General features: G+C 46.2%; 1 pseudogene. It reads left to right on the forward strand.

What is annotated here, in order from left to right:
* Nucleotides 1–122 precede the first annotated feature (122 nt).
* Nucleotides 123–371 (forward strand): annotated as a pseudogene (locus JHD69_RS20140) (sensor histidine kinase); the annotation flags it as partial.
* Nucleotides 372–500 lie beyond the last annotated feature (129 nt).

Genomic DNA, 500 nt, shown 5'->3' on the forward strand with positions numbered 1-500 from the left:
CCCCCCCCCCCCCCCCCCCCCCCCCCCCCCCCCCCCCCCCCCAACCCCACCTGTCGTGGTTCGTCGGCAGCGTCAGATGTGTATAAGAGACAGAAGCAGAACAACGAGCAGAAGAATTCTTAACCATCAGAACCTGGTACGAAGATCAGCAGGTAAAAATCAGCATCAAGGATTCGGGCATCGGGATGACCGAAGAAGTGAAACACCGTATCTTTGAACCTTTCTTTACCACCAAAGATATTGGCGAAGGCACAGGCCTTGGTCTTTCTATCGTGTTCAGTATCATTGAGAAACACAAAGGTCACATAGAAGTTATATCCAAACCCGATGAAGGTACAGAATTTATTATTACCTTAAATGTAAATCCATAACCAGCTGCAAAAATGAAGTCTCCGAGTGTAAGAGTTTTATACATTGACGATGAAGAAAATAACTTACAAGCCTTCAAGGCCAGTTTCAGAAGGCAGTACGAGATTTATACCTGTCTCTTATACACATCT

Source organism: Pedobacter sp. ASV12 (assembly GCF_016429155.1).
Lineage (GTDB): Bacteria > Bacteroidota > Bacteroidia > Sphingobacteriales > Sphingobacteriaceae > Pedobacter.